The organism is Streptomyces sp. B15 (genome assembly GCF_018070605.1).
GTDB classification, from domain to species: Bacteria; Actinomycetota; Actinomycetes; order Streptomycetales; family Streptomycetaceae; genus Streptomyces; species Streptomyces smyrnaeus.
Genome location: NZ_JAGPXJ010000059.1, coordinates 1 through 25,397, shown reverse-complemented (window position 1 = coordinate 25,397; position 25,397 = coordinate 1). Strand labels below are relative to the sequence as shown.

Annotated in this window: 16 protein-coding genes, 4 tRNA genes and 1 pseudogene; 14 read left to right on the top strand and 7 right to left on the bottom strand. The window is 70.1% G+C overall.

Translation table 11 applies throughout. From position 1 onward, the window contains the following. The first annotated feature begins 51 nt into the window (after positions 1–51). Entirely contained in the window at positions 52–876 is an 825-nt protein-coding gene (locus KBY19_RS24085) for a hypothetical protein (protein WP_247691359.1), read from the top strand. A gap of 369 nt (positions 877–1,245) precedes the next feature. Here KBY19_RS24085 and KBY19_RS24080 read toward each other — a convergent pair. The 4 genes from KBY19_RS24080 to KBY19_RS24065 form a co-directional block, all read right to left on the bottom strand. Continuing rightward, positions 1,246–1,318 (bottom strand) — tRNA-Lys (locus KBY19_RS24080). 112 nt (positions 1,319–1,430) lie between these two features. Further along, positions 1,431–3,593 (bottom strand): DEAD/DEAH box helicase, encoded by a 2,163-nt coding sequence (locus tag KBY19_RS24075; RefSeq protein ID WP_210966688.1) that lies wholly within the window; start codon positions 3,591–3,593, stop codon positions 1,431–1,433. Positions 3,594–3,841: 248 nt separating this feature from the next. Further along, positions 3,842–4,510 (bottom strand): hypothetical protein, encoded by a 669-nt coding sequence (locus KBY19_RS24070; RefSeq protein ID WP_099883139.1) that lies wholly within the window; start codon positions 4,508–4,510, stop codon positions 3,842–3,844. A gap of 238 nt (positions 4,511–4,748) precedes the next feature. Beyond that, a complete protein-coding gene (locus KBY19_RS24065) occupies positions 4,749–5,114 on the bottom strand; it encodes a metallopeptidase family protein (RefSeq protein WP_099886667.1) in 366 nt (121 codons plus the stop codon). Positions 5,115–5,273: 159 nt separating this feature from the next. Between KBY19_RS24065 and KBY19_RS24060 the strand changes: the two genes are divergently transcribed. From KBY19_RS24060 to KBY19_RS24045, 4 genes are all read left to right on the top strand, one after another. Then, complete coding sequence (locus KBY19_RS24060) at positions 5,274–6,854, top strand: metallophosphoesterase (protein WP_185017732.1); 1,581 nt, start codon at positions 5,274–5,276, stop codon at positions 6,852–6,854. Positions 6,855–7,042: 188 nt separating this feature from the next. After that, positions 7,043–7,118, top strand: a tRNA-Glu gene (locus KBY19_RS24055). 903 nt (positions 7,119–8,021) lie between these two features. Then, positions 8,022–9,833, top strand: coding sequence for an AIPR family protein (locus KBY19_RS24050; protein WP_210966687.1), 1,812 nt, complete (start codon positions 8,022–8,024; stop codon positions 9,831–9,833). Then, positions 9,830–11,227: a serine/threonine-protein kinase gene (locus KBY19_RS24045; RefSeq protein WP_307843603.1), complete on the top strand. Its 1,398-nt coding sequence runs from the start codon at positions 9,830–9,832 to the stop codon at positions 11,225–11,227. The genes KBY19_RS24050 and KBY19_RS24045 overlap by 4 nt, the downstream gene beginning before the upstream one ends. Before the next feature lie 581 nt (positions 11,228–11,808). Here KBY19_RS24045 and KBY19_RS24040 read toward each other — a convergent pair. Then, complete coding sequence (locus KBY19_RS24040) at positions 11,809–14,334, bottom strand: ATP-binding protein (RefSeq protein WP_210966685.1); 2,526 nt, start codon at positions 14,332–14,334, stop codon at positions 11,809–11,811. 136 nt (positions 14,335–14,470) lie between these two features. On the opposite strand from KBY19_RS24040, the gene KBY19_RS24035 reads away from it, so the two are divergent. The 9 genes and pseudogenes from KBY19_RS24035 to KBY19_RS23995 all read left to right on the top strand — a co-directional run bounded on the left by KBY19_RS24035 (position 14,471) and on the right by KBY19_RS23995 (position 23,374). After that, the gene (locus KBY19_RS24035) at positions 14,471–15,991 is read left to right on the top strand and encodes a hypothetical protein (protein ID WP_210966684.1); all 1,521 of its coding nucleotides are present in this window, start codon (positions 14,471–14,473) and stop codon (positions 15,989–15,991) included. Between the two features lie 336 nt (positions 15,992–16,327). Continuing rightward, a pseudogene (locus KBY19_RS24030) lies at positions 16,328–18,014 on the top strand (SWIM zinc finger domain-containing protein). Between the two features lie 51 nt (positions 18,015–18,065). Further along, a complete protein-coding gene (locus KBY19_RS24025; RefSeq protein ID WP_247691358.1) occupies positions 18,066–18,320 on the top strand; it encodes a type II toxin-antitoxin system Phd/YefM family antitoxin in 255 nt (84 codons plus the stop codon). Next, complete coding sequence (locus KBY19_RS24020; protein WP_185017727.1) at positions 18,317–18,757, top strand: PIN domain-containing protein; 441 nt, start codon at positions 18,317–18,319, stop codon at positions 18,755–18,757. Before KBY19_RS24025 ends, KBY19_RS24020 begins: the two co-directional genes overlap by 4 nt. Positions 18,758–19,101: 344 nt before the next feature. Further along, positions 19,102–19,716, top strand: a complete 615-nt coding sequence (locus tag KBY19_RS24015; protein ID WP_099883137.1) for a DUF2867 domain-containing protein — start codon at positions 19,102–19,104, stop codon at positions 19,714–19,716. A 134-nt stretch (positions 19,717–19,850) separates the two neighbouring features. Further along, a tRNA-Asp gene (locus tag KBY19_RS24010) sits at positions 19,851–19,925 on the top strand. 65 nt (positions 19,926–19,990) lie between these two features. Next, positions 19,991–20,067: transfer RNA gene (locus KBY19_RS24005), tRNA-Phe, on the top strand. A gap of 344 nt (positions 20,068–20,411) precedes the next feature. Then, complete coding sequence (locus KBY19_RS24000; RefSeq protein ID WP_210966683.1) at positions 20,412–21,611, top strand: AAA family ATPase; 1,200 nt, start codon at positions 20,412–20,414, stop codon at positions 21,609–21,611. Between the two features lie 65 nt (positions 21,612–21,676). After that, entirely contained in the window at positions 21,677–23,374 is a 1,698-nt protein-coding gene (locus tag KBY19_RS23995; RefSeq protein WP_099883133.1) for a VWA domain-containing protein, read from the top strand. A 31-nt stretch (positions 23,375–23,405) separates the two neighbouring features. On the opposite strand, the gene KBY19_RS23990 is transcribed toward KBY19_RS23995, so the two are convergent. Both KBY19_RS23990 and KBY19_RS23985 read right to left on the bottom strand, forming a co-directional pair. Further along, positions 23,406–24,539 (bottom strand): ABC transporter permease, encoded by a 1,134-nt coding sequence (locus KBY19_RS23990; RefSeq protein WP_185017711.1) that lies wholly within the window; start codon positions 24,537–24,539, stop codon positions 23,406–23,408. A gap of 35 nt (positions 24,540–24,574) precedes the next feature. After that, positions 24,575–25,397 (bottom strand): cytochrome c biogenesis CcdA family protein (locus KBY19_RS23985; protein ID WP_210966682.1); only part of this gene is annotated, 823 nt, incomplete at its 5' end.

The window sequence follows — 25,397 nt, the reverse complement described above, 5'->3', positions numbered from 1 at the left end:
CGTTGTGTGCCGGTTTCCGACTGACGGAAGCTGAGGCGGAGGAGGCAGGCGATGACTACACGGGTGGGGGCCACGATGCACAGCAAAGGCGAGCCGCCGAGCGAGGGCCGTACCGGTCGTCGTCGGTCGCCGGGCCGGTCCCGGTTCGCCGGCGTGCTGCTGATCCTGCTGTCCCTGGTATCGGCAGCGGGCTGCTACTTGGCGTTCAGCTGGTGGCTGCCCTCCGACAGCGAGCGCTACCAGGACTACCGCGCGGCCGAGTCGTGCTCCTCCCGGGCGATGCAGCGGGGACAGACGGACTGTCTGAGCACCTGGCACCTCACCGTGGAGAAGACGGTGAACAAGTCCGCCGGGCGAAGCTCCTCCTACGAGGCGACCCTCAAGGACCAGGACGGCTCCTGGCGGGGAACGGTGTCCTTCGGTGACCCCGGCCCGCTCCTGGCGCAGCTCGAACCCGGCGACCGGGTCGCGGCCACCGCCTGGCGCCGCGACATCGTGGCGCTCAGCAAGGACGGTGTACGGCAGAACACCTCGGAGGCGCCCCGTGACGAGCTCCAGATGAACGCCGCCGTCGGTGTGTTCGCCGGGCTCTTCGCGGCCCAGCTCTTCGCCCTCGGTACGGCGCGACTGGTCAGGCCCGGTGCCCCTGAGCCCCTCACCTGGAGGCCGTACGGCACCTGGCTGCTCATCACCATCAGCGTGACCTGTTTCGGAGTCGGCCTGCCTGCGGTGTGGAGCGGCATCCCGTGGTGGACCGTGCCCGCCATCGCCGTACCCGTGGTGGTGTGCGCGGCAGGGCTGTTGCTCCTCCTCCTGCGCCGCAGCGCCACCACGCGGCCCCGTACCCGCAAGGCTCCCCCGCACAACGCCTACTGACGTCACAGAAGCCGAGGGACACGAGGTGGGTGGCGCACCACGCGCGTACCGTGCCCATGACGTGCTTCCTCGTACACCTCCCGCCTCGAGTCCGAGCCCGCGGCGGGCCTCGGCAATGGCCTCCATCAGCAGGACAGCGGCGATCACGGAGCGAACGTCCCCCTCCTCGACCACGCCGGGTGAGTTCCGCGATGCGCTCGGCAGGCGGTGTTGCTGAACCACTTGATCCGTCGGGGCCGGGCGCCGAGCTCGGTGCCGCCGCGTGCGAGGCCGACGGCACAGCGCTCCGAAACGCCGAAGCGCCCGGACCGATCACTCGGTCCGGGCGCTTCCTTGCAGGTCAGCGGACGAAGCCCGCCCTGCTGGCGGTAGGCCGTGTGGGACTCGAACCCACAACCAATGGATTAAAAGTCCACTGCTCTGCCAATTGAGCTAACGGCCCGCACGGAGCAGCATAGCCCGGGGGTCGGGCGGGCCTCGAAGGCATTCCGGGTTGAATGCCTTCGAGGCTGCTGTCGAGTACGTGTGCGGAGGGCCGTGGCCCTCACCGGCCGTCAGCCGTTGCGCTTCCAGCGGGGCTTGTCCGCGCGGCGGTCCGGGGTGCGGGCGCCGTTGCGGCCGGGGGCGGGGGAGCCGGAGCGGTGCTCGCCGACGCGGCCGTGCGGGCGGCGGTCGTCGCGGCGGTCGCGGTGGTAGGGGCGCTCGCCGCCACGGAAGCCCTCGCGGCGGAAGCCGCGGTCGCCGCCTTCGCGGCGGTCGTCACGGCGGACGTCGTCGCGGCGGTAGCCCGCGCCGGAGCCGCCGCGGCCACTGTCCTTGCCGCCGTCCCGGCGGTCCCGGTCGCGGCCGTACGAGCGGTCGTCACGGTCGCGGTCGCGGCCGTACGGGCGGTCGTCGCGGTCACGGTCGCGGCGGAAGCCGCCCCGGTCGCCGCCGCGGTCTCCGCCCCGGTCGTACGGGCGGCGGTCGCCGCGGTCGCGACGGTCGGAGGACGAGCGTCCGCCCCGGTCGCCGCGGTCGCGGTCCTGGCGCTCGCGGTCGGCGCGCTCCCGGCGCTCGGCCTCGGCCTTCGCCTCGCGGCGGGCCTCGGCGCGGGCCTCCTCGGCGGCCTGGGCCGCCTCCGCCTCGGCGGCGGCTGCGACAGCTGCGTCCGGGTCCTCACCACGCTCCCGCGCGGCACGCGCGGTCAGCAGGGTGGCTTCCTCGCGCAGTTCGGCGGCGCGCCGCTGGAGCCGCTCCAGCTGGCGGCTGAGCTGCTTGGCCTCGCGCTCGGCCTGGCGGGCCGAGTTGGCGGCGGACTCCGCCTGCACCTCGGTCAGCGACCGGGCGCCTGTGATGCGTGCCACGTCCTCGTCGAAGACGTCGCCGCGGCCGATGATGTGCCGCGAGGCGTCGACGCCCGCGTCCTCCATCAGCCGGAAGATCTGCCGCCGCTGGTGGGGCAGTGCCAGCGAGACGACCGTCCCGGACTCGCCCGCGCGCGCCGTACGGCCGGAGCGGTGCAGATAGTCCTTGTGGTCGCCGGCCGGGTCGACGTTCAGCACCAGGTCGATGCCGTCGACGTGGATGCCCCGGGCCGCGACGTCGGTGGCGACCAGGACGTTGACCTTGCCGTCCTTGAAGTCGGCCAGCGTGCGGGTGCGCGCGCCCTGGGTCATACCGCCGTGCAGCGCGTCGGCGCGGACGCCGGACTCGCGCAGCTGTTCGGCGACGCGGTCGGCGCCCAGCTGGGTACGGACGAAGATGATGGTGCGGCCCTTGCGGGCGGCGATGGCTGTGGTGACCGGCGCCTTGTCGCGCGGCTTCACGACCAGCACGTGGTGCGTCATGGTCGTCACCGCGCCCTGGGCCGCGTCCACCTCGTGCGAGACCGGGTCGACGAGGTAGCGGCGCACCAGCGAGTCGATCTCCTTCTCCATCGTGGCGGAGAAGAGCATCCGCTGGCCGCCCTCGGGGACCAGGTCGAGGATCTCGGTGACCTCGGGCAGGAAGCCCAGGTCGGACATCTGGTCGGCCTCGTCGAGGATGGCCGTCTCGACGTCCTCCAGGGAGCAGGAGCCGCGGTTGATCAGGTCGCGCAGCCGGCCCGGGGTGGCGACGAGGACGTCGACACCGCGTTCGAGCGCGGAGATCTGATTGGCCATCGACGTACCGCCGCACACGACCTTCAGCTTGAGGCCGAGCGTGTCGCCGTACGGCTGCAGCGCGTCGGAGACCTGCATCGCCAACTCGCGGGTCGGGGTGAGGATGACGCCGCGCGGGCGCTTGCGCTGGGTACGGCCACCGCTGAGGCGGGCGAGCAGCGGCAGGCCGAAGGAGAGCGTCTTGCCGGAGCCGGTACGGCCACGGCCGAGCACGTCCTTGCCGGCCAGCGCGTCGGGGATGGTGGCGGCCTGGATGGGGAACGGCGCGGTCACGCCGTTCTGGGCGAGCTTGCGTACGACGGAGTCCGGCAGCCCGAGGGCGCCAAAGGTGATCTTCGTCTCGGCGGTCTCGGCCGTCTCGGCCGTCTCGGCCGCCTCCGCCGCGCCTTCCGTCTCGACGGCCTCGGTGATTTCGGCCGCCGTGTCGGTCTGGACGACCTCGGCCGCCGCGGCAGCCGCTTCCGTCATCTCGGGGGCCGTTCCAGTGGTTTCGGGGGCCGCTTCGGCGACCGTCTCAGCGGTCGGCTCGGGGAAGTCCTCGGGGCGTACGGCGGCAGGGGTGGTGACAGACATGCGAGTTGCGACAACCTTCCGGAGTCATTCGGCACGCGCCCATAACTCCGTGAAATTCGCAAAGAACCGCCTCGATGCGGTCAGCCACGGCCGGAGAGAACGCGCCACACGGCGCGCTGTGCTGACGGCGCCGGGCAAATGGGATCAAACGATCTACCAGCATACGCGGCTCGGGGAGCAACGCGCAAACGGGGTCCGGGGCGGCCCCCGGACCCGGGAACGCCCCGGCCCCGGGCACGGCCGTGCCCTCAGGCCGTGCTGGCCTGGATGCGGTGGGCGAGGGTGTCCTCTCCCCCGGTCGCCGACCGGGAGACACCCCCGGGCGAGGCGGTGGTCCGGGTGGGCGAGGGCTCCGGGTCCGGCTTGGGCGGGGTGGGACTGGGCGAGCCTGTCGGCGCGCCCGAGCCGCCCCCGGAACCGCCCGAGCCACCGCTGCCTCCGGAGCCGCCCGAACCGCCGCCGTCCCCGCTCGGACGGGGCCTGGGCCGGTGCCGGTCGCTGTCCGACGACGAGCCGGAGGAGTCGGCCCCCGAGGAGGCGTCCCGGCCCGCCGTGCCGTCGGCGTCGGAGCGGTCCCGGTCCCCGGACCGCTCGTCGTCGTGCGCACCGCGCTTCCCGTGCTTGCCCTTGCCGTCCCTGTCGCGGTCCCGGCCCTCGCGCCCGTCGGCACCGCCGTGGTCCTCGCCGGCGTGGCCCTTGCGGTACGCGGTGCCGTCCAGTCCGCCCTCGGGCTCGGTGGCCCCGCCGTCGTCGTCGGCCCTGCTTCCCACGGGAGCAGCGCCCTCACCGGCGTCGCCGGTGCCCTGCACCGTCATACAGCCGCTGAGGGTGGAGACCGCCGCGAGTATCAGGGCGCCGGCGGTCGTCGTCCGGGCGACGACGGTGGCGGTGGGCACGGCGGTACGGGAGCGGCGCACGGCGGGACCTCCTGCGCGGGACTGCGGGCGAGTGCCATGCCCAACTCCCCATCACCCCAACAGGTCACGCCGCACGGCGCCCACGGCGCGCGGCGCCGCGCGCGCTCTCCCGTACAGGCGCCCCACCGAGGGCGCCGCCCGCACCCGCTCGGCCCCACCCACTCGACCCCGCGGCCTCCGCTCACCCGGCACCCGAGCGGGTGCAAGCGCTCACCCGTACCCGAGCGGGTGCAAGCGCTCACCCGTACCCGAGCGCGTGCAACCTGTCGTCGTCGATCCCGAAGTGGTGGGCGATCTCGTGGACGACCGTGATCTCGACCTCCTCCACGACCCCCTCCCGGGCCTCGCCCTCCTCGGCGCTCTCCCGCTCGACCATGCGCAGCGTCGGCCCCCGGTAGATCGTGATGCGGTCCGGCAGGACGCCCGCGTACCACTCGCCGCGCTCGGTCAGCGGCGTCCCCTCGTAGAGCCCGAGCAGCTCGGGGTCGCTCGCCGGGGGCTCGTCCTCCACGAACACCGCGACGTTGTCCATGAGCCTGGTCAGTTCGGGCGGTATCCGGTCGAGGGCCTCGGCGACCAGCTCCTCGAAGTCCTCACGCGTCATCTCCAGCACGCGCCCATTGTCGACCAGCATCCGCGCCGAGGCATCATCCCTCCGGCTTCCGCCGCCGCCTCGCCCGCGGGCATACGCCACCCGCCCGCAAGGCATACGCCGGCCCGCCCGCGGGCATACAGATGCCGCACAAAGGGCATAGGGGCCCACATGGCCAGCGTTGTCTCCAAGCCGTCGCGTGCAGCGGGGAGCTGGTTCAGACAGTTCGCCGACCGGCTCTCCGCCACCGTCCGCCGCCCCCGCCCCCGCCTTCGCCCCTACCGGCGCGCCGCCGGGCTGGCCGCCGTCACTCTGCTCGGCGCCTGGCTGGGGCTGCTGGTCGTGGGCAACGTCCGGACGCCCGTCGGCCCCGTCGACACGACGATGACGCTGCGCCCCTCCCTCACCGGCGGCACCAAGATCAACGTCTCCCCGCTGGGCGCCCTGGAGCTGCACAGCCACACCGCGCCGCTGCGGCTGGACGTCGACGTCGACCAGCTCGACCAGGAGCGCGCCACGGCGCTCGTGGACCATCCGGAGCGCATCGAGGGCCTGGAGGACGAGATCTCGGGGGACGTCCGGGCCGGCGCCCTCGACCTCGGACTGCGCTCGGCCGTCGCGGTACTGACCGGCTCCTGTGCGCTCGCCCTCGCCGTCTACCGCCGCCCCCGCACCGCGCTCGCCGCCGGTGGCCTCTCCCTCGCCCTGCTGGTGACCTGCGGCGCGACGGCGGCGGCGACCTGGAACCCGAAGTCGGTGCTGGAGCCGCGGTTCTCCGGGCTGCTGGCGAGCGCCCCTTCCGTGGTGGGCAACGCCCGCAGCATCGCCACGGAGTTCGACGTCTACCAGAAGGAGTTGGCGCGCCTGGTCACCAATGTGACGAAGCTGTACGACGCGGCCTCGACCCTCCCCGCGTACCAGCCGGACCCCTCGACGACGCGGGTGCTGCACGTCTCGGACATCCACCTCAACCCGGCCGCCTGGCACATCATCCGGTCGCTGGTCGAGCAGTACAAGATCGACGTGATCATCGACACCGGCGACACCATGGACCACGGCACGGCCCCCGAGAACGGATTCCTGGAGCCCATCCCGGACCTGGGCGCGCCCTATGTGTGGGTACGCGGCAACCACGACTCGGAAACCACCCAGCAGGCCCTTCAGGAACTGGCCGACGAGCGCGGGTCGCAGGTGCACGTGCTGGACAAGGGCGAACCGGTGAACGTCGCCGGGCTGCGGATCTCCGGCTGGGGCGACCCCCAGTTCACCCCGGACCGTTCGGTCGCCCCCGAGGGTGACCCGGCGGAACGGGCGGAGGGCCGCAAACTGGCCGAAACGCTGCGTGCCCAGCGGGACGCCGGCACCCCGGTGGACATCGCCGTCGGCCACAACCCCGTACTGGCCGAGCAGACCGACGGCCTCGTCCCCCTCGCCCTCGCCGGGCACACCCACAACCGCAGTACGCGGGTGCTGCAGCACCGCACCCGGCTGATGATCGAGGGCTCCACGGGCGGCAGCGGGCTGCGCGCCGTCGAGGGGGAGACGCCCGACAAGGTGCAGGCCTCCGTGCTCTACCTGGACCGGGACAGCGATCGGCTCCAGGCGTGGGACGAGATCAACCTGGGCGGGCTCGGGCTGTCCAAGGCGGAGGTCTCCCGCCACCTTCCGGAGGAGATAAAGCCCGGCTCGTCCCCGTCGCCGTCCCCCTCCTCGTCGAGCCCCACCGGTACGAGCCCGGCGACGGGCCGCTGACCGCCGAGGGCGCTGGACTCCGGGGGCGCCGACCGCCGGGGACCAGTGACCGCAGGGCCGCCGGGGCCGACGACCGCCGGGGGACGGGTGCTGCCCGCGCCCGAATATGTTTTGGCGAACCGTCCGTGCATCCCATATGCTGCCCGAGCCTGCCGAAGCGCTGTTCAGGCGCCCGGCCGGGCCGTTTCGCCCTCATCGTCTAGTGGCCCAGGACGCCGCCCTTTCAAGGCGGTAGCACGGGTTCGAATCCCGTTGGGGGCACCAATGATCACCCTCCTGACCTGCGGAAACGCAGGCAGGAGGGCTCTTTTGTCCCGTTTCTGCGTGTTGACGCGTCAACATCAGGGTGCTGACACGAACAATCAAGAACCGCTGCAACCTGGGCACATTCGGCTTCCAGCCCCTCTTCCACTCCCGTACTGGTTGATCATGTTGCGCGGACTCGTGGTATCACTTCTCCCCGCCGCTGCAGATGAAGCAGATCGTTCGGGCCATGGACTGCGGCTCGACTGGTGAAGATGGGGAGCAGTGATCGCGGATACCGTCTGCCCGGCCGGTCGGAGTAGGCACGGGCGTCGGTGTACGCGACGTACCCGTGCTGCGCGAACGGGCCGATATTGAGCAGTTGACGGAGGTGTCCAGCACTCCGAGTGGCAAGCACGAGGGCACCGTTCGCCGCCTCGGGTGCAGATCGAGCCCGGACTGCCGGAGCGGCTGGCCCCGTACGAGATGCCGTCTGTGGCGATGTCGCGTCCACCGCGTACTGACTATGTGCAGGCCAGTTCATCCCGCGCACGTAGGATTGCGGCCGTCGGACCATACCAGGGGTAATTATGGGTGCGGGCGACGATGTGGGGACGGGACGCGGCCAGGCCGCCGAGGTTATCCGGGACTTCCTCACCCGCCAGTACGCCGGGCTCATCGACCTCGGGGACACGCACCAGCGGACGGCCTTCGAGTCCGCACGGGTCTTCGCCTCCCGCGCGTTGGCCGCCTCGGCACTCCAGCTGCTCACTGGTTGCTCGCCGGACGAGGCCGCAGCATCGATCACCGACGGGCGGGACGACCAGGGGATCGATGCTATCGGGTACTCCACGTCGGCACCCGACCTGTGGCTGGTCCAGGCCAAGTGGAGCGACAAGGGCACAGTCCACCCCGAGCTTCGGGGTGGACGGTGCCCTGAAACTGCTGCATGGTCTTCGGCAGCTGGACAACCGCCACTTCGACCGGTTCAACAACCGGGTGCAGCGGCACGCCGCCCGTGTCCGGGACATCCTCGAATCACCGGAGTGCCGTGTGCACCTGGTCGTGGCCGTCATGGGCGAACAGGCGACAAAGGAGCAGGCCCGCCAGCTGATCGAGCAAGCCGCTGCGGACTTCGGTTCTGAGGTCGAGTGTCACGTCCTGGCGCTCCCCGACTTCCACTCCGCCGCCCACCAAAGTTCACTGCCCCAGAGTGTCGAACTCGTCGCCACCCTGCCCGGCAGCTGGCTCGCGCGGGACTTCCCCCATCGGGCTGTCGTCGGGTCGGTCAACGCCGACGAGGTCGCGCTCTGGTACGAGGAGCACGGTGCCCGCCTGTTCGACCGGAACATCCGGAACCCCCTCGGCATGACCCCGCCCAACCTCGGGATCGTGGAGACGCTGCGGACCGTCCCCGAGAACTTCTGGTACTTCAACAACGGCATCACAGTGCTGTGCGACTCCATCGAGACCGAATTCTTCTCCCGCCCGGTCGAAGGCGCTCCCGTACGACTGCGGCTCACAGGTGCCACGGTCGTCAACGGCGCCCAGACCGTCGCCTCCATCTACTACGCGCACACTATGCATCCCCAGAACGTCGTGCAGGCCAGTGTCCAGGTGCGGTTCATCTCCCGGGCAAACGCACCCGAGGACTTCGCCCGCTCCGTCGGTGCCGCAACAAATACTCAACACCACACCGAGGCCCGGGACTTCGTTGCCCTCGACGAGGTCCAGGGACATATCCGGGACGACTTTCGAATCAACCTCAACAAGGAGTACGTCTTCAGGCGAGGCGAGTTGATCCCCACTCCTGCTGCGGGCTGCTCATTGGAGGAGGCGGCCGTGGCGCTCGCATGCGGCCACCCCAACGCCTCCCTCAGCGCCCTGGCCAATGCGTCGACGGAGCACCTGTGGGAAGCGACGTCGGAGGGGGCCTACACCCGCCTATTCGGACGACAGCCGAGCGCACTTCAGATCTGGCGCTCTGTCCTCCTACTCCGCGCCGTCCGAGAAGCCCTCCACGAACTAAGACCCCGTCTGAACGGGCGCTCGGCAGCCATCGCCGAGCGCGGAACCCTGCTCGTCACCCATCTCGTCTTCCGGCTCCGCGGAGCTGAGGGTATCGACGAGCCCGACGCCGAATGGGAACAGCTCCTGGACGAAGTGCCCGGGCTCGTACGCTCCGTGCTGGCAGCTCTGATCCCGCTGGTGGACGACCTCTTCGGCCGAAACTCCTTCGTCGCGACGACCTTCCGGGAGACCGGACGTTGTCACCAACTCGCAGATGCGGCTCTTCACACTCTCGCCTACGTGGAGCGAACCCCACAGCTTGTGGTCGCGTCCCCGCCGAAACCGCGGAGAAGGCCGGGATCCGCCCAGCTTCTCGTCGCTCACCGACGGATTCTTGACGGGACGCAGGTGTTGTATCAGCCGGGGAAAGTGGAAGAAGCGGCCATCGCCCACTGGCTCGACGAGGACCCTCTCCGCTACCTCGCGACCTGGAACAACGATCCCCGGAAGCCGCTGCGTTGGGCAGCCGACGGGCGTCTGTACTCGATCAACGGACTGATCCGGCACATCTGGCAGCGTGCCGACTGGCGCGAGGCATGGAGTGCTGTCCAGGGTCCTCGCTTCTGGGTGGTCCCCGGCGAAGGCAGCCTCTCCGACCTCGCCGAAGCTCTCTGGGACCTCGAATCCCCCCAGAATGCCGAGGTTCATCAGGACACGGGCGAGTGAGCGTGCCGGGGGTACACCGTCGCGTGGGTCGCTACGAACTCGGAGAACTCATCGGCAGGGGAGGGATGGGGCAGGTCTGGGCGGGACGCGACCCCGGACTGGGCCGACACATCGCCATCAAGCTCATTCACCCCCGGGAGGGCTCCACCCGCTCCGATGCCGCCGTCGTCCGTTTCCGCCGCGAGGCCCGGATCATGGCGCGGCTTGCCCACCCGGGCATCCCGCAGATCTACGACATCTTCACCGATCCTGCGGGCGGTGGACGTCTCTACATCGTCATGCAGCGGCTGTTCGGATCCCCGCTCAACGACATTTGCCGGAACTTCGGCCGACTGCCCATCCCGTGGGTGGCCTGCCTGGGTGCGCATCTGTGCTCGGTGCTGACGTACACCGGGAGTGTGCCGCTCGTCCACCGCGACCTGAAACCCGCCAACATCATGGTCACGGACAGCGGTCTCGCGATGGTGCTGGATTTCGGCGTCTCCGCGCTACTCGAAGGCGACCACACCCCCTTGACCCCGGAGGGCTTTCCTGTCGGCACGCCTCGGTACATGTCCCCCGAGCAGGCGCGAGCGGTCGAGCTCACCCCACGGAGTGATCTCTACGCGCTGGGCTGCATTCTCTACGAACTCCTCACCGGACGACCGCCGTTCACGCAGGACAACGCGGCCAGTCTCCTCTATCACCATGTGCACGAGCCTCCTGTTCCCGTGCGGGAGCTGCGCCCGGAGGCTGGCCCCGAGCTGGACCTTCTGGTGCTGGACCTGCTGGCCAAGCGCCCGGAGGACCGGCCCGCGACTGCTCAGGAGGTCTTCGCGCGTCTTCTCCCGTTCTTCCCGAGGGGGCACCGGTCGGTTGGCACGGGGGTGGCGGGAGGGGAGCCGTCCGGACTCAGCCCCCTCGTACATCCGGAGCCCGCGTGGTTCGCCGTGCCTTCGGCCGACAAGAAGGCACCGGCTGTGGACTCGGATAGCCTCCAGGAGGCGGACGCTCTGTTCGGGGAGGAGGAATATGGGCGTGCGCTGCCGCTGTACCGCAAGTTCGTGGCCACGCTCGCCGCCCGAGGAGCGGAGAACGGCACGGAAGGGCTGGAGGCCCGTGGTCAGATCGCCTATTGCCTGATGAAGCTGGGCGAAATGGCTCAAGCGTTGGAAGCATTCGAAGCCGTACTGAAGGCGGTGGATAAGGCTTTCTCGCCCACTGACACGTTCGTCCTGACCACCCGTCGTCGGCACGGTCTGCTGCTGCACTCTGCCGGCCGGCTGTCGGAGGCGTTCAACGTGCTGGTTACCCTCTACCACGACCTGCTCCGCACCCAGGGGACGGAATCTCCTGAGACGGATCACGTACGCACGGTACTGAATCAGCTGCGCCGTCAGATGCGGGCCAACTGACACTGCGGTCGGTAGCCGAGCCCGTCAGCACTGCCCCCCGATACATCGCCGGGCAGTACCGAGGCAGTTGAAGGGCCCGCCTACGGTTGGTCGGAAACTGCGGCTCCTTCTGCTGGTTGTAGATCTCCTCGCCGGATGCGTTAAAGGCATGGACGTGGGGGGCGAGGCCCGGATCGCCCTGGGCGGGGATATCGGCGGAGAGCTCCGCCGCCCGGACGAACGCGCCGCTTCCCATGAGGGTCGGGCGCTGCTTCGAGTCGTCGCCGTAGCGGATGATGGCCTTGGCGCTGTCGGAGCTGTTGTGTTTGGCACCACGATGACCTGCTTGCCCTTGCTAGCGCGGCGCCAGATCGGTGCACGAGATGCACCTGCACGGCATTACTACAGGGGCGCTAAGGTTCCGGCCCGTCGCTCGATGACCGAGGAGCTGACGCTCTGTCACTGCTACGTTGCCTTGCGGGAGGCGGTGATTCTGTCCACCCCACCTCGCTCTCGCCAACGGGATCCGCCGCCAGACCCGCCATGGGACCCATCGGACACGCCCGTGGTGGCCGTCGGTGATCAGACGTCGGGTGACGGTGTCAGGAAGGGCCGCGTGCAGCGGATCGCCTGGGCTCCGCGTCCGTTCCGGGCTGCGGCACGATCCGTGGAAGGGTGGCTGGACGCAGTGCCCAGTGCACGCGGAACTGTTCCAGGATCTTGCGAGCGCTATGCGGAGATACGGTCATCTCCAGGCGAGCTTCGGCCAGTCGCTGGAGATCGGCGGGTGCTTTGTCGGTGCCGGTATAGGCCTCTTTGCGGGCCGCGAAGTTACGTCGCGCGAACACTTCGAGCAGTGTGCCGATGAAGTAGAGGTAGCAGGAGAACTCCTCCCACCGCTGGGCAGGTTCGCCGACGGTATCGGTGCCCTCGGGGTGGGGAGGGGGCACTGCATGTGCCAGGTGCAGGATGCGCTGCTCGAGTTCGGGGTTGGCCCGGCTGGAGTCGGCCTCGCGGATCAGGGTGATCAGGGTGTGCAGGTCGTGCACGGTCTGCGCGGTGGCGGCGGAGTCGTCGTGGCGAGCCAGTAGCTCGCGAAATCCGGCCAGGGCCTGTGCGGCCTCCTCCCACAGCACTTCACGGGCGAGCACCGCCAATCCGGGCTGCCGGGTGCGCCGGTGGGACTCTGTAACCTTGCGGGTGTAGCGGATGAGGTCGCGCGGGAGCCCGCCCGACAGCGCGTGGACGAGTGCGACGAAGGGATCGGTGAATCCCGGGACCCGTATCTGCAGCAGCGTTCTGGACTCCTCCAGGGTGCGAGCCTCGATTACCAGGACGTCCTCCAGCGAGCTGTCGGTGACGTCACGGGTGGGCAGTCCGCGGCGGATGAAGGCCGACCCGATGTCCTCCGACACCGATAGCACGAAGTACACGCGCGGTACGTCGAAGATGGCCTTGATCTCGGCAAGGAACGCGCGTGTCTGCTCACTCGAGCCCAGCCGGTCGAGCTCGTCAATGCCGACGAAGACCTTCCAGTTGTCCTCGCGTTCGATGGCGCTGATGCGGGACAGCAGACTCCGGAACTCCCACACCAGCTCCGGGTAGGTGAAGGTGCGGGAGCTGCTGCCGCTGGTACGGCCGAATCCCAGGGTGAGCGCGCGGGCCGACGCGCCGAGCGAGGTCGAGGTGCCGACGGACTGGATGTGCTGCAGCAGATTCAGGTAGTTGTGGCAGTCGTGCACCAAGCGCTGCACCGGCCGCCTGGTGAGCCAACTCCTCGGATCGGCCCACCACAGCAACAGCGCCCCTGCCACCAGCAGCACCAGTCGGGAGACCACGGGATGCTCTTGCCATGCGGTCAGCGTCCACTCCCACAGACCCACCGCCCATCCCGCGGCGGCGGGGTGAGCGGATTGGTAGACGAGATCGGCGAGATCGCGGACTTCCCTCTGAACCGCCAGGACGACCAGGCCGAGCCCGGCCAGGAGCTGGGCCCACCGGCGGGCCGAGTAATAAAGGCGCCGGGGGCGCTGTGCTGCACGGGCCCGCGAGCGGAACAGAAACGGGGCACGCGGACGGCGGCCGTACAGGGCGAGGTAGTCCCGGCATACCGACTGGAACAGGGAGAGCAGGAACTCCTCGGGGCGGTAGTTGGCCGGCGTCTGGACGATGGTGTGGAAATGGGGTTCGGGAGACGGGAGTCGGCCCTGGCAGGCCTTCTTCAGCAGGGTGCTCTTGCCGACGCCCCGAGGGCCGCAGATCGCGATCGCGCCGCCGCTCATCTGGTCGAGCTTGCGCTGCAGCGTGGCCTCGACCTGAGTCGATATCCAGTACCGGGAGTTGCCGGCGTCGATGAGGCCGTCATGGCTGCGGGCCACCAGCAGTGACTCGTGATCAGGTCCGAGCAGCACCGTCATCTCACGCCGCGTGATCGGGTCCATTGTCTTCTTCAGCTTTACGAGCGCCCACCAGCCCAGTCGCATCTCGGTGTCGGCCGCGCAGGCGGCCCACAGCACGCCGCACACGGCGGTCCGCATCTGCTCGACGAAGTTCCTCCGGTTGTCCGCGTCCCTGAACTCCTTGACGCCGCAGTAGCCGATAGGCCAGACAAGAACCGTGATCCCCGCCCACCAGGGCACTCCGACCGCTGCATCAGCCAGCCAGTAGACGAGCACCACCAGGAACACGACGGACAGGAAGGGTGTGACGCGGCATCGATCCCGGAACTCGATGAACTTTTGACGCAAGGAGTCGACGCGCGCCGCCCTCCGTCGCAGATCGGAGTAGGAGAGATCGGCCCGCAGCACTTCGGAGATGAGCCGGGGCTGGTCGAAGGCCTGCCGCAAGTGCTCGTCCGTAACCCGCGGACGGTCCAGATCCAGATACGCCCGGATCTCTGGGTGCTCGATTGACGCCGTCACAGCACGCTCGTACCAGGGTCGGATCCGTCGGGGCTCCAGGTGCCAGATTCCGCTCGGCATCCACGCCTTCCTCTGAGCAGCGAACGCATCCCGCGGCCCGAGAGCGACGGGAAACCGTATGGGGCTGACACCTGACGCCCCGTACGGCAGGCACCACTGGGCCGAGGCAGCATCGTAGAAGCCATCGTGTTCAACTGGGCACGACATGAACGAAGTTGACGCAATGTCGCTGGTAGCAGCTGGGGGGTCGCGGCATCTCATGGATGCGGCCCATCGAGGTCCGGTGGCGGACACGGTCGGTGCACGCGTGCTCGAGGATCAACTGCACTAAGGAGGGGCCAACGTGGCCGGGCGGAACATGGCATACCTGCACAGATACGAAGTGGAGAAGCTCCTCCATCTGGAAGAAGGCGAGCTGGATCGTCTGCTGGAGGAAGACGAAGGCTTCCCTGAAGGGTCCCGGGAACATCACGACCTGTTCGACCAGGCACTCGACAAGGAGCCCTCCGTGACGTGGGACGGCGGCTCGGTCTACACCTGGGCCGCCCGGTCCAGCCGGTTTCGTGAGCAAGGAGCCGTGCTGCTTGATCCGTCCCTGGACGCACGGCCAGTCGCTCCCGGCAAGTGGCTCGGATTCCAGCCCACCTCACAGGGCCCGGCCATGGACTGGGAAACAGACCTCGGTGTCGTGCGCATCGTCCACACCACTCGCCATGGCGCGGCCTGCGCCATGGCCGAAGAACTGGCCGAGGACCCCGGCGCCCAGGGCGTCATCACCGTATGCGCCCTGTTCGGCGACATCGGATTCTCAGGACCGGCCCTGATCGCGGCCGACGTCGCACAGCCGTCCCTGGAGTACGAAGCCCAGTGGGGCCTTCTCACCCGCCTCGTCGGCCAGCCGCTGCCCTGGTGGCCCCACGCGCTGCGACGCTCCGACGTGGTCAGCCAGTGGTCGCCGGGCGCACCCGTCACCCTCGCCGAAGTCCTGCCCGACGAGAAGGAGACCACCCTGCGGCAGGCAGCCACCGTCCGATGGCCCGACGACGCTGCGGCAACGGCGCTCCTGGACCTGGCCAACTCCATGCGCAATCAGCGCATCGACAGCCTCGCCAGCGAGATACGCATCTTCGGCAAGCATGGTGGACATCCCCACGGCGACGCACTCCTCATCGCCGCCCGCCACCGCACCGACGTCTATCCCCTGCCCCGCTCCGGTGACCGTGACGTGCTTGCCGCTGGCTGGCGCACCATCGCCTCCAGCCAGCTCTTCGAAGCCTACGAGCCGATGGAGATCGGCATGCACTACGCGACCGACCTCCTGCCGTACGGCCCGCACACCAAAGCACGCGCCCGAGGCCCCGCCACCCACCGGTGGGGGCAACAACTCACGCCGTGCACCCCCACCGCCGTGCACGCCGTCCTTGCCAACGGCGCCCAGGACGTGACCTTCTACACCGACCCCACCACCGGCATTCCCGCCGTCCGCAAGGGGTCCTCCCGCGACGTCTCCTGGATATTCCTGGCCCCACTGCGGCTACCGGACCAAGGCGCCCAGCTCGAGTCCGTGATCCTGGAAGACACCGTGTGGATACAGACCACGGACGGCCGGATCCACCCCGGGCCGTGCACCCCCGGGGAGCATCTGTGGTGGGGCCCCGGCGGAGGGGACCGGCCCACGGAAGCCGCCTGGGTCATCTCCCAGCTCATGGACGACATCAGTACGTACGTGAGCCTGACCGACCACTGGCACCACGCCCCCGCCGGCCTGACGAAGCTGCTCAACCAAACCCGGGCATACGGCACGGAACTCCCGCGGCCCACACTTGAGCACGCGCGGACGCAACAGGCCGACGACACCCCATAGCCGACGGTCCACACCACCTCACAAGAGAGCACGGCCAGCGGGAACGCTGCCGTAGATCGTTGCGAGGAACACCTCACCCAGCGCTGCGGGGATTGGGGTGGCGATGGATCCAGGCCAGACCTGCGGGGTCGAGGTGGCGGCGGGCACGCGTGACGGCGACGTAGTCCAGTTGGCATGGGATTCCCAACGGCCGTCACTTGGTGGGGAGCTATGCGGCCGTCGGTGGTCACTCTGCTGCGCCGGGCGTCGTCCATGAGACTGCTTTCCGGCGGATCGGCGGAGTGGGCCGCCCTGTGGGCCTAAGCTCACCGTCGGCACTAGCAGGAGTGGAGTCGGATGGAGCGATCTGTGCACGGGCTCTGCGAGGAGAGTCTCAGGGCGCTGGCTGGGGCCCGTTCCTTCGATCGCGGGCTCGGGTATCTCGATGCGGTGTCCGGAGTCGAGGTCGGTGACACCTGGGTCACCGCGACCGTGCACGGCACCGAGCGGTACGAGGTGGAGCTGATCCTGGACGACCCCGAAGGGCTGGCCGGGGAGTGCGACTGCCCCTACGGCCTGGAAGGGAACTTCTGCAAGCACCTGGTCGCCCTCGGACTGACCGTGCTCGCTCAGCAGGAGACCCTGCCGGAGCAACGGAGATCAGCTCAGGAACGTGCACAGGACCTCGACGCCTGGCTGTCCGGCCTGTCCAGGCAGGAGCTGCTCGCCCTCGTGCACGAGCAGATCGCCGAGGACCGGTCCGCTGCGCCGCCGTCTGGAGCTGCGGGCCGCGAGCGCGCGGGGAGACCTCGCCGGAGTCCGGGCGCGCATCCGTGAGCTGCTCGATATCGGCCCGTTCGCGCAGTACGGGTACGTCGCGTACGCCGACGCCCGTGCCTACACCGACCAGGCCGGGCAGTCGGTGTCCGCGATCACGGCCCTGACCGCATCAGGCCGGGCCGCCGACGCGATCGTCCTGGCCCGAGAGGCCATGCGGCTGCTGGCCGAATCGGTGGAGAGCGTCGACGACTCCGATGGATGGCTCGGCCAGATCGGCGCGGCCCTCGCCGACGCCCACCTCGATGCATGCCGTGCTGCCCACCCCGACCCCGGCGAACTCGCGCACTGGCTGGTCAGCCATGTGCTCGGCGACTTCGACGACCTCACCGACATCGATCCACTCGACTACGAAGACGTGCTCGGCGAGCAGGGCATGGCCGTTCTACGGGAGCTGGCGGTCGGGGCGTGGCGGGCCAATCGCACGGGCTGGGCCGAAAAATACCTGGTGGAGCGGTTGGCCAAGGCGGGCGGCGACGTCGACGCAGTGGTCGCGATGCACGCGGCCGACCTCGCGCCTTCCGGCCACACCCACCTGGTCATCGCCGGGGAACTGGACACCGCAGGACGCTCCGAGGAGGCCCTGAGCTGGGCGGAGCGCGCCCTCCCGGACGTGAGGGACCTCGCCGCCGTCGACACCGCTCTCATCGACTATCTCTGTGACCGCTTCACGCGGGCGGACCGGCTTCCCGACGCCGTCGCCCTGCGCCGGGACCACTTCGGTGCTCGCCCCACCCTGTTCGCCTACCAGAAACTGCGCGCCGCCGCGCGAGCCGCCGACTGCTGGCAGGACGAGCGTGCGGGGGCGCTGGCCCTGCTGCGCGCCGACGCCGGGCGACCGCAGGAGCTCTGGCACGCCGGCCCCGTCCTGGTCGACGCCCTGCTCGACGACAAGGACACCGACGCTGCCTGGCACGCCGCTGAGGAATCCGGCGCCGACGAGCGGCAGTGGCTCACCCTCGCCGACCAGGCCCGTGCCGACCGCCCCGCTGACGCACTCGGTGTCTACCTGCGCCTGACCGAGCCGCTCACCCGCCAGACCGGCAACACCGTCTACGAACAGCTCGTCAGCCTGCTGCTGAGCATTCGCGACTGCCACAACCGTCTGGGCACACCGGACGAGTGCACCGCGTACGTCACCGCCCTGCGCACCGCCCACAAGCGCAAGCGCAACCTGATGCGGCTGATGGACGAACACGGCCTGTAAGCCCGATCCCGGTGACACATCCGCCGCACAGCACGACACAACGGTAGTAACATGTACTACATGGAGACTACGGCCCGGGAGTTCAATCAGAAGTCGTCCCAGATCCTCGCAGCGGCGAGCCAGGGCGAGACCATCACCGTCACCAAGAACGGTGTCGCGGTCGCGCGCGTGGTGCCCATCGCGGATGAGATCCCCAACTACCCCACCGACCCCATGGGGGAAATCGACCTTCCCGACCTCGGCCTTCCCGATCTCAGCAATGACGAGATCGAGGACGTGCTGAAGGGGATGGGGACGTCTTCGTGATCGCTATTGCCGATACCAATGCCCTTTACCGGCTCCTCGATCCGCACCTTCCGGAGCACAAGGCACATAAGGACGGACTCGCGGCGATCAGCCACCTCGTCATCTCGCCCATGGTCCTGGCCGAGCTGGACTACTTGATCTCTGCGCGTGCCGGGGCACGCAAGGCCCTGACCGCGGCACGGTTCGTTGAGCGCTACACGCTCACCCGCCGTTTCGAGGTGCCGTCGGTGGCCGCGCACCTGTCCGCGGCGATCGCCGTCGCCGAGGGCTACGCGGACGCAGACGGAGGAAAAGGGATCGGGATGACGGACGCCATGAACGTCGCGCTGGCAGCCGCGTACGGCACCGAGGTACTGTTCACCACCGACCGCCACTTCCGCATGGTCCGACCGCTGACCGGCCACAAGGCGTTCCGACTGCTGCCCGACGACCTCTGACGGCCTGGAGAACCGCTCAAGATTGCTTGAGCAACGACTCAGGTGCGGTGCTGACACGTCAGCACCGCACCCAGACCGAGGCCGATCGAGAGCGATCGAGGGCGATGGAAACCGGGTCGATTGCCCGCCTCTACGGCATCCTTGCAGGTCAGCGAGGTAACGATTTCGGGTTCGAATCCCGTTGGGGGCACAGCACCATCCTTCAATCAGCCCTGTGATCCGCGAATTCGTGGGTGGCAGGGCTTTTTGACGTCTGAAGCCTTCTTTCATGAAGCCTCTATACGGCACCGTACACATCGCGCTAGCCTGCTAGCTATACGGAGCCGTATAGACAGGGGCCGGCCATGAGACTTCCCCGCACCGCGCACACCCGCCACCCGTGGCGCATCCACGAGATCGCACCCGACTTCCGGGTCGAGGACGTATGGCGGATCCCGACTCCGGGCGGCCCCGACGACTTCGCCCACCTCGTCGACCAGATGGCGAACGGCGCCGACGCGCACCTGTCCACCGCCGTCTCACGCTTCCTGTTCGCGGCCCGCTGGAAGCTCGGCGCACTCCTGGGCTGGGACGACCCCGAATCGGGCCTCGGCACCCGCGTCCCCACCCTGCGCGACCGGCTCCCCGCCGATCTGCGGGAGGCCCCGCGCGGGCCGGACCTCAAGGGGGTGCCCGTCCCGTTCACCTCCGTCTACCAGACGCACGACGAATGGGCGGCCGAGTTGGCCAACCACACGATGCAGGGAGTGATGCACGTCGGCTGGGTCCCGGACAGCAGAGCCCCCGGGGGGTACCGCGGGCAGCTGACCGTCCTGGTGAGGCCGAACGGAACCCTCGGCACCCTGTACATGGCGGGCATCAAGCCCTTCCGGTACCTGGGCGTCTACCAGCAGATGCTGCTGACCATCGGCCGCCAGTGGCGGGCGAGCGCCCCCGAACGGAGCACCGGCACCCGGTGACGGTTCGGGGCGGCCGCCGGGGTCTGTTACTCTTTTCCGGCGACGTCACGCCTGCTGGGGAGCCCCCAAAGGCCCCGGAAAACGGTTGGGAGCACTCGTCGCACTGTGCGAGACTGGAGCTCGCACAAACACTTGGTCCTGTGGAGCAGTTTGGAGTGCTCGCCACCCTGTCAAGGTGGAGGCCGCGGGTTCAAATCCCGTCAGGACCGCTGCCATCAAGTCGCTTCGCCTCTTGATGGCCTGCCCGATCGGGGGCTCAGGCCCCGCAACACCGGGCTGGGTAGCTCAGTTGGTACGAGCGTCCGCCTGAAAAGCGGAAGGTCGCCGGTTCGACCCCGGCCCCAGCCACCACCGCCCTGACCAGGGCAAACGGCCCCACCGAAGATCTTCGGCGGGGCCGTTCTCCGTTGTCCTGCCTCGGTCCTGCCTCTCTCGCCCCTTCGCCCCGTCGGCGTTCCGTGGACGATCAGGCTGCCAAGGAACCGGAACAGCGGCAATGCGCCCCCGAGCCGCCCGGCCCCTCCTCCCGCGGCTGCCCCGCAGCGGCTGCCCCGCAGTGCCCTCGCGGCTGCCCCGCAGGGAGCATCGTGGTCGGCAGCCGGAACCTCTCGTTCGGGGCCGTCGTAGTTTCTGGGGAGGGAGAAAGGGCCTCCCTCCCGACAGCCCGACAGGGCGTCACAGGCATGGAGTTGCAGATGGGCGCACAGGACGCGCAGGACACGGCCGAGAGACTGCGGGCGATCACCGGCGAGCTGTCGGACCGCTTCTACGAGCGGGCCGACGTGGTACGGACGCTGGTGGTGACGCTGCTGGCCGGGCAGCACTCGCTGATACTCGGTCCGCCCGGCACGGCCAAGTCCGAGATGGCCCGGGAGCTGACCGGCAGGATCGAGGGGGCGGCCTACTGGGAAATCCTCCTGTCGAAGTTCACCGCGCCGACGAGAATGTTCGGCCCCATCGATGTCGCGGCGCTGGCCCGGGGCGAGTACCGCCAGGTCTACGACGGCCGCGCCACCACCGCGCACGTCGCGTTCATCGACGAGATATTCAAGTGCTCCACGGCGGCGCTGAACGAGACGCTGGACTACCTCAACGAGCGGATCTACCATCCCGAGAGCGGCGGCGAGCCGATCCACTGCCCGCTGATAGGGGCCATCACGGCGAGCAACGAACTGCCCGGCGGAGAGGACTCGGCCGCGATCTACGACCGGCTGCTGGTGCGGGTCGAGGTCGGGTACCTGGCGGACCCCTCGAACTTCGCCGCGCTGGTCCGCTCCGCCGTCAGCCGCCCGACGGCACCGACCCGGACCACGGTCCAACTGACCGCGCTGCAGCACGCCGTGACCGAGGCCGTCCCGGCCGTGGAGGTCCCGGACTCGATCGTGGACGCGGTGTGCACGCTGCGGGCCGCCCTGCGCCGCAAGGAACTCATCGCCTCCGACCGCCGCTGGCGGCAGGCGGTGGGCCTGCTCCAGGCGTCCGCGTACCTCGACGGCCGCCCGGCGGTCGCCGAGACCGATCTGTCGATCCTGACGCATGTGCTGTGGGACTCCCCCGCCCAGCGCCCGACCGTCGAGCGCGAGGTGCTGCAACTGGTCAGTCCGGACGCCAAGGAAGCACTCGACCTGTCCGACGTCCTCGACGAGTTGGAGGCCCAGCTCGACGCCATGGCCGGGCAGTCCCGGGAGGCGCTGAGCGAGTGGGTCATCAAGAAGGCGCACAACAAGCTCGCCATGGCGGGGAAGCGGCTGGAGAAGCTGCGCGAGGAGGCGGCGGGCGCGGGCCGCTCCACCGCCGCCATAGACCGGGTCACCGGCCATCAGCGCGCCGTCCGCGCCCGCGTTCTCACCGAGGCCCTCGGCGTGGACGCGAGCATGGTGCAGGCCCAGCTCTGAGCACCGACGACGACGCGGACGGGGAGACGGGGCCAGGAACCGGGATCAGGGGCGAGGGGCACGGCGTGGGCGGGGCAGCGGGAAAGTTCGGCGAGTCGGCGGGGCGGGACGGGACGTGGCCGGGCCCGTCGGCCGCCGATCCCGGGCGGCGGCACACCGCGGCCGTCGTCACGGACCGGTTCGACCGGATCGCATGGCGCGACACCTACGCGCAGTCGGCCGGGCTGCGCGAGCTGGCCGCGGAGCTGAGCGCGCGCTACGAGTGCACCTCCGACCTGCTGATCGACGCCTTCCTGGCGGCCTACAAGACCGGTCCGCGGCTGCGCGAGCGCGCGGAGATGGCTCCCTCCCGGCTCGTCAACCACCAGGTCATCACCTCGCTGCTGGAGACACAGGAGTTCGCCGAGCTGCGGCGGGAGACGGTCGGTGACCCCTACGCCGCCGCCATGGCCGTGCTCGCCCAGGCCCCCGCGCTGCGCGGGCTGTTGGAGCGCTGCCGGGCCGCCTGGGAACAGGCCGAGCAGGCGAACACTGCCCAGCGGGGTGCCGAAGACGCGGCGAGGGGGGTGGGCGAGGCACTGGGGCAGGCCGCCGACGAGGCAGAGGCCGAGGCCGCCAACGAGGCAGACGCAGAGGCCGAGGCCGAGGCCGGGTTCGGTCCCGGGGCAGGCTCCGAGGCGGGCTCCGGCGCTGTGCCGGTCCCGGCCGACGACGCCGTGCAGCAGGCGATCGTGGCCGCCCGGGCCGCCGAGGCCGCTGCGCGGCAGGCCGGCCAGGCCGCCGCGCAGGCCCTCGCGGCGGCGGCCCCCGGTCTGCGGGCCGGCGCGCGGACCGCGGCGGCACAGGCCGCCGGGTCCGTACGGGAGGAGGCCGCGCTGATGCGGGCATGGGGTGTTGCCCCCGGCGAGCTGGAACGGATGCCGTTCGACGCTCGCGCCCGGCTCGCCGAGCGGCTGCGCTCCAGCCGTCTGGCCCGGTGGGCCGAGCTGATCGGCCGCTTCCGGCAGATGGCCGGTGGTGAGCGCGCCCGCAAGGTGGAGAACGCCACCGGGGAGCTGGTCGGCGTCACGCTGGGCAACGACCTCTCCCGCGTCATCCCCTCCGAGCTGGCCAACCTGGGTCTGCCCGAGCTGCGGGCGGTGTTCGCCGTGCGGTATGCCGCCGGGGAGCTGATGCTCTACGACAGCCAGGAGGAGCAGGCCACCGGCAAGGGAGCCGTCATCGCGTGTGTGGACACCTCGCACTCCATGTACGAGACAGGTCCCGGCGGGGTCTCCCGGGAGGCGTGGGCCAAGGCGTGTGCCCTGGCGCTGCTGGATCAGGCCCGCCAGGCGGGGCGGGACTTCGTCGGGGTCCTGTTCTCCGCCGCCGACAAGCTCCAGGTCTTCCGCTTCCCGGCGGACGAGCCCGCCGACCTGCCCCGGGTCCTCGACTTCGCGGAATGCTTCCTCGGCGGCGGGACCAGCTACCAGGCGCCGCTGACCGCGGCCGGTGAACTGCTGGAGCAGGAGTTCGACGACACCGCCCGCAGGCGCGGCGACATCGTGATGATCACCGACGACGAGTGCGGCGTCACCGAGGAATGGACGCGCGGCTGGAACGACGCCAAGCACCGCTTGGGCTTCCGGCTGTTCGGCGTGGTCGTCGGCGCCCCGGAGGCCGCCGGAAGCGACTCGGTCCTGGGGGCCCTGTGCGACAACCTCCGTTCCATCGAGGACCTCACCGACGTCCACGCCGCCGCCGACCTCTTCCGGCTGATCTGATCCCCTACGGCGAGGGCCCGGCGTGCGGGCCTCAGCCCGCGGCCGCCGCGGCGTGGGAGGGCGACGAGGAGCGGGGGCGGCCACCCGGGTGGCGGTGGCGCCAGATCCAGAAGACGGCACAGGAGACCAGGGCCCAGGCGGCGAGCACCAGATAGGGCTGGAGGAGCTGGTGGTCGGGGAAGTAGACCGCGGTGTGCTGGGCGTTCACGGAGGCGCCGGGGGGCAGCCAGCGGCCGATCTCGCCGAGCACGGAGGGCAGCAGGGGCCAGGAGACGGCGCCGCCGGACGAGGGGTTGCCCAGCAGCACCATCAGGCCCCAGGTCGGCAGCATGGCCCAGCGGCCGACGAGGGTGTTGAACATGGTGAAGACCATGCCGCTGGTGAACAGCGTCAGCGCGAGGATCATCCAGGAGTGGACGAACGGGAGGTCCAGCGCGCCGAGCCCCCAGTCGACGACGGCAGCGATGACGAAGCCGCCGAGCAGGGCGTAGGCGAGCGTGAAGGCGATGCGCTCGGGCGGGTTGAGGGCCCGCGCGTGGACGCTGAGCTGGATGGCGCCGACGAAGCCGATGATGACGGCGGCGAGCGAGATGTAGAAGATGGCCAGGCCGCGCGGGTCGCCCTGGTCCAGGGGCTTGAGGTCGCGCACCTCGACGGGGACGCCGATCTTCTTGCCGACCTTCGGCCCCGCCTCCTCCAGCAGCTCCGCCACCGAGGCGCCGGAGGCGCTGGACACATCCAGCTCGACGCCCTTCGGCCGCTCCACCCGCATGATGGCGAAGACCTGCTGGGCCTCGATGGCGTGTTCGGCCGCCGTCTGTGTGCGGTAGTGCCGCAGCTTCAGTGAGGAGCCGAGCGCCTTCTCCATGCCGGTGACGAACTCGCTGCGGTCCCGCCTGTTCTCGGGCTCGCCGACGACGGCGACGGGCACACGGTGCGGGGTCGGGTTGGCCATCGCGTAGGTGTACGACCCGGCGAAGAGACCGGCGCCGGCGGCGAGGATCAGCACCAGGACGGTGGCCGGGAAGAAGGGCGAGTCCTTGAAGTCCTGCCACTTCCGGGCCGGGGTGCGCCGGGGGCCGCCGTGCTTGCCGTGCGGGTGACGGGCCTGATCGGTGCTGGGGTCCTCGGCGCGGTGCTCGGACCACTCGGGTTCCTCGCTCATGCCCCTCACACTAAGCGGGCACAAGGTGCTTTCCGTTACTTTTCCGACACTTCAGGCACTCTGCCTCCGTCAGGTCCGGGAGCGCTCCGGCGGCGGCTCCGCAGCGCGCGCACTCCCCACACCGCGCCCGCCGCGAGGGCGAGCCCCGCCAGCAGCGCGCCGTCCGGTACCGCGTCGCCCACCCGCCGGGCCCAGGTCTCCGCGGCGAACGCGCCGTCCACATCCGTCAGCCCCGGCAGTCCTGCCGCGCCGTCGAAGGCGAGGAAGAGCGCGCCGAGCAGGACGAAGAACAGTCCGGACAGCAGCGAGGTGGTGTGCAGCCGGAGCCGGCCGCCGAGCCGTAGTTCCCGCCCGCGTAGCCATCGCCGCCGCCCCAGGTCGAACCGCTCCCACAGCAGCGCCAGCACGAACAGCGGTACGGCCATGCCCAGCGCGTAGACCGCCAGCAGCACCCCGCCGTAGACGGGGTTGCCCCGCACGGCGGCGACCGTCAGCACACTGCCGAGGATCGGTCCCGCGCAGAACCCGGCCAGCCCGTAGACCGCGCCCAGCGCGTACACGGACAGCGCCGTGGTCGGACGGATCCGGCCCGACGCCTCCCGCAGCCGGCGCGAAGCGAAGCCGAGCCCGACGATCTGGGCGAGCCCGAGCGCGACGATCAGCCAGCCGCCCACCGAGACCAGCAGGTCGCGGTGGCCGTAGAACAGCCGTCCGGCGAAGGAGCCGGCGGCGCCCAGCGGGACCAGCGTGGTGGCCAGGCCGAGGTAGAAGATGCCGGTACGGGCCATCAGCCGGCCGGCCGAGTCGATCGAGTACGCGAAGAAGGCGGGCAGCAGCAGGGCGCTGCAGGGGCTGAGC

Coding starts and splice junctions, on each gene's coding strand:
- KBY19_RS24040 (WP_210966685.1), bottom strand. CDS start 14,334: ATGTCGTGCCCAGTTGAACACGATGGCTTCTACGATGCTGCCTCGGCC.
- KBY19_RS24075 (WP_210966688.1), bottom strand. CDS start 3,593: ATGTCTGTCACCACCCCTGCCGCCGTACGCCCCGAGGACTTCCCCGAG.
- KBY19_RS23990 (WP_185017711.1), bottom strand. CDS start 24,539: ATGAGCGAGGAACCCGAGTGGTCCGAGCACCGCGCCGAGGACCCCAGC.
- KBY19_RS24085 (WP_247691359.1), top strand. CDS start 52: ATGACTACACGGGTGGGGGCCACGATGCACAGCAAAGGCGAGCCGCCG.
- KBY19_RS24060 (WP_185017732.1), top strand. CDS start 5,274: ATGGCCAGCGTTGTCTCCAAGCCGTCGCGTGCAGCGGGGAGCTGGTTC.
- KBY19_RS24015 (WP_099883137.1), top strand. CDS start 19,102: ATGAGACTTCCCCGCACCGCGCACACCCGCCACCCGTGGCGCATCCAC.
- KBY19_RS24025 (WP_247691358.1), top strand. CDS start 18,066: ATGTACTACATGGAGACTACGGCCCGGGAGTTCAATCAGAAGTCGTCC.
- KBY19_RS24000 (WP_210966683.1), top strand. CDS start 20,412: ATGGGCGCACAGGACGCGCAGGACACGGCCGAGAGACTGCGGGCGATC.
- KBY19_RS24065 (WP_099886667.1), bottom strand. CDS start 5,114: ATGACGCGTGAGGACTTCGAGGAGCTGGTCGCCGAGGCCCTCGACCGG.